5 protein-coding genes are annotated in these 4318 nt (G+C 31.3%); 3 read left to right on the plus strand and 2 right to left on the minus strand.

All coding sequences use genetic code 11. The features are described 5' to 3' along the window. On the plus strand, positions 1-747 hold a 747-nt coding region (locus Q0352_RS07835; protein ID WP_299526201.1), incomplete at its 5' end, for an ATP-binding protein. A gap of 30 nt (positions 748-777) precedes the next feature. Next, positions 778-1437 carry a hypothetical protein gene (locus tag Q0352_RS07840; protein WP_299526204.1) on the plus strand — a complete coding sequence of 220 codons (660 nt, stop codon included), beginning with the start codon at positions 778-780 and terminating at the stop codon, positions 1435-1437. A 5-nt stretch (positions 1438-1442) separates the two neighbouring features. Here Q0352_RS07840 and Q0352_RS07845 read toward each other — a convergent pair whose 3' ends face one another. Together Q0352_RS07845 and Q0352_RS07850 are read right to left on the minus strand one after the other, a co-directional pair. Next, complete coding sequence (locus Q0352_RS07845) at positions 1443-1994, minus strand: hypothetical protein (protein ID WP_299526207.1); 552 nt, start codon at positions 1992-1994, stop codon at positions 1443-1445. Positions 1995-2042: 48 nt separating this feature from the next. Then, positions 2043-2996, minus strand: coding sequence for a hypothetical protein (locus Q0352_RS07850; RefSeq protein WP_299526210.1), 954 nt, complete (start codon positions 2994-2996; stop codon positions 2043-2045). A 517-nt stretch (positions 2997-3513) separates the two neighbouring features. Here Q0352_RS07850 and Q0352_RS07855 point away from each other — a divergent pair. Beyond that, a complete protein-coding gene (locus tag Q0352_RS07855) occupies positions 3514-4185 on the plus strand; it encodes a hypothetical protein (protein WP_299526213.1) in 672 nt (223 codons plus the stop codon). The last annotated feature ends 133 nt before the right edge of the window (positions 4186-4318 follow it).

The following is a 4318-nucleotide window of genomic DNA, read 5'->3' on the forward strand; positions in this document are numbered from 1 at the left end:
TTAATGGGACAACGACCTTTTCGTGCTCCTCATCATACCATTTCAGATGTTGCTTTGGTTGGTGGAGGCCAATATCCACAACCTGGTGAAATTTCATTATCACACAATGGTGTTTTATTTTTAGATGAATTACCAGAATTCAAAAGAAGTGTTTTAGAAGTCATGCGCCAACCACTTGAAGATAGAGAAGTAACTATTTCAAGAGCTCGGTTTACTGTTACCTATCCAAGTAGCTTCATGTTGGTGGCAAGTATGAACCCAAGTCCAAGCGGTTATTTTAATGATCCTGATGCGCCTGTCACCTCATCGCCTGCTGAAATGCAACGCTATTTAAGTAAAATTTCAGGGCCACTTTTAGATAGAATTGACATTCATATTGAGGTAAATCCTGTACCGTTTGAAAAACTTTCAGAAGAGCAACTTGCCGAGCCAAGTAAACTAATTAGAGAACGTGTTACAAAAGCACGTGAAAAACAATCTGAACGATTTATTGAATTGGAAAACACCCATTATAATGCTCAAATGACCGTAAAACATATCAGAAAATTTTGCAAACTAAATGACGAGAGTAAAACACTTCTAAAAACAGCCATGGAGCGTTTAAACTTATCTGCCAGAGCCTACGACAGAATTTTAAAAGTATCAAGAACTATTGCAGATTTAGAAGGAGTTGAAGAAATATCTACAAACCATATCTCAGAAGCCATTCAATATAGAAGTTTAGATAGAGAAGGTTGGTTGGGGTAATTATTATCATAATTTAAAAAGAGAATTTCTATGAAGATATTATTTACTATAGTTTGGTTATCCTTTACCTCGATTTCGTGCTTCTCTCAAAGCCCTATTCCTAAAAAAATTAAATTACATATAGGTGAAATTGAATTTAAAAGAGGGGATATTTTAGTAAAAGCTAACCACAATAACTTGATTGGGAGTTCATTTATTGAAGGAGGTGCCACTTTTGGACATGCAGCAATTATTTTAGAAGGTGGGAAAGACACTAATGTCATTAATTTGCTAAAAAGGACTACTATATTTGAATCACATTCAAGGGATGTCCCAAAAAAGGATCAAATAAGAAAAATAAAGGCATATCAGGAAAGTTCTTCAAAAGATTCTGTATGCCTCACATTCAGTAATAAATATATAGGGGGAAGATTCCTTCTGAGGGCTAATTTATCAGAAGATCAAATTGAAAAAATCATCCAGTTCATTACTGATCAAGACCATGGGACTTCAAGTTGGAGGGCTACCAAAAATTACAATAAAATGAATGACAATTCGCCCAGAAATTGGTATTGTTCCCTAATTATTTGGCAAGCTTTTTATAATGTTTTAGGAGAAGATATAGATGTAAACCAGGGACTGATAGTATATCCTAATGACATTATTAACAGTCCCCTATTTTCTCAGCAAGGCTCAATTATAAGGTTCTAATCCTCTTAATCACCCGCATTGGTAAGGCTGGTAACCTTTGATACTGAATTGTCTGTTTTTGTTACATCTGCTTCAATAAAACCAAACTTATGATTAAATTTCCATAGTATTTTTTTAATCTCACTTGAGCTTCCATTAACCATTGTACCAGTGGGAATTGTTTCTTCCACATCAATGGTTTTTACATAATAGAAACCATACTCAACATCATCAGTAGTACTCTTTTTAACCACTTTCCTAACTACCTTCTTGTCCCCTACATTATACTCCCATTTATCCCCTACCTTAGCATCAAATTTAACCAAGGTAAAAGGTTTGCTTCTGTCCCCATTGCTGTACACATAATCATATATTCCATTGCTGGTAATTTTCCCTTCCACATTATGTGTACTTCCATCATAACTAAAACTAGCTATGATATTACCATCAATGTTTTGAGTAATTGTGACATCTCCAGCATCATTATTATCTACATACATGCCCCAATAGTTACCTACTTTTCCAATAGTTTTTTCAGGATCAACGGTCTCGTCATCCTCACATGCCACTGCTCCCATAAGAACTATGAGTAGCACAGCTAAAAGTGTTTTAAAATTCTTCATAATTTAGTATTTTAAGTTATACAATTTATCTAATGCAGGTAAATATTCTTTCAATAATACCTGTTCGTTGTTTTCAAATTGAATCTTAAACTCCTGTAAATCATCTACTCCTGAACTTACCAAAACAATATCGCCCACCTTTATATTGGATGACTCAAAAATTTCTATAGTAGCGTTTCTATTGAATGACTCCGCATAATTTGTGGATGTTGGCTCTATATTTTTGTAGTCAATCGTACCCATAATGGTGTGATTGAAAACCTTACTTTCAAATGCAATATGATTATAGTAAAATCCCTGTTGGCTATAGCTTATTTCGGCAAGTATTTTTGCATCAATAATCGTAAATAAACCCTTATTTATACACCAATACATATCAATAGTTCCATCTCCTGATTCTTTTGTTCTTTTAAATCCTGCAATTAAATCATACTCACCTCCTTTAATTGTTGTTTCCATAAACTCGGGTAAGTTATCCTTCACTTTTCCAACATGATTGATAACTAATTTCTCTTTTGTTCCGTCAAGAATTTTAGCAATAATTTTAGTTGGAAAATCAGGCTTTGAAGAATAAGCTTCACTTTCATAATTTAAAATTTGAAAATATATATTTTCCATGCAAGCTAACTGAAAGTACACATCAATAAAGCCTTTATCCTTTTTAAAATCATAGTCATTTAACTCTGGGTTCCAAATATAAGTTCCTTTCATATTCTCCATTTTAAAAGTAGAATTATCTACCTTAAATTCAGATTTTTTGAAAGGAATGGGTGAATTCGCTTGATTATACAAAAATTTTAAAGCTTGAATTTCAGGTAATTCAGTTGTAACAGTCAGTAGATTTAGAATATCACTGTTTAGAACTTTTAATGACCGAATGGCATCTTCTTTTTTATATGTAGATGAACAAGAAAACAAAAGCAGAGATATAGCAAAAGCCATTACTTGATTTTTCATTTTTATTTTCATTTTGAAACTGTATCTAAGTTACAAAATTTATTTAAAACTCTATTTATAATACCTAAATAAATTAGTGATTTTATGATGTTTGCATAATTTTAATGGTTTGTTTTTGTATTTTTTATAGAGGTATCGATTTATATAGCACAAAACGAGTTACAGAAAAAAGGAAAGTATAAGATGTCTTCAAATATTTTAGAAGCCATTCAATATAGAAGTTTAGATAGAGAGGGTTGGTTGGGGTAATTATTATTATTATTATAGTTTAAAAAAGAGATTTTCTAAAAAGGGTGTTTTTCCCCTACTAATTTTGGGGTATTCCCCCTAAGCTAGAACCAATACTCAACCTATATTTGTCTCAGGAAAAAGAAATATATATTATTATTAATTAAGGGAAATTGCAAAAAAGAACCTCACAGAAATGTGAGGTTTTTTCATGTGTAAAAAATTAAAAAAGTGACTTTCTTAGTTTTATGGGGTCTTATACACGTATTAACTAAAATATTCAATTATAATGATTTATAAAGTAACTATAAACAATATTAAAACTATTGACGAAATAGAAAATAGCTGGTCAAATAATGATTACAGACAATTATTAGTTCTATTTGATTACCCAGATGCTAACACACTGAATGATGCTGAATTAAAGGAGTATTTATTTATGGCAATATCTGATTATGAACCAAATGAAGCCGCAGCTATCATTTTATCCTACAAATTATCAGACCATTTAAACGAAGGACAAATAGATTCTCTTTCACATGAAATGCTTCTTGATAAAGTTTCTGAAGAATATCCTGTAATAGAGTTACATGCTACCTTATTTAATATAAACCAACTTTTATATAAAGCATATAATGGCACATTTCAAAATACAAAGGCAACTGTTTTAGATTTTGAATTAGTACCAACTACAACTGAATCTCATAAAATCACCAAAGAAGTTGTTTTAAAAGCATTGATTTATGGGTTAACTCCAAGTGCCTTATTAATTAGATTGTTTGAAGAACAACTAAAAAGCGAAAACTCATTTAATGAAGCTGAAGGTATTTTATGGGATTTAAAATCTACAGGAACAAATTCCTACCAATTAATTACTTCAACATATTGGCTAAATTCTGATGATTTTTCAACTGGTGAATTTGAAGCCGAAGTTTTAATGGTAGAAGAAGAAACTGAATAAAGTATTATTACTAAAAATTAAATTAATAAATTTTAATAAAAAATCGCAATTAACATAATTGTTAATTGCGATTTTTTTGTGGAGAAGATGGGAATCGAACCCACGACCTCTTGACTGCCAGTCAAGCACTCTA

Origin of the sequence: uncultured Lutibacter sp. (assembly GCF_937891065.1) — a bacterium.
Lineage (GTDB): Bacteria > Bacteroidota > Bacteroidia > Flavobacteriales > Flavobacteriaceae > Lutibacter.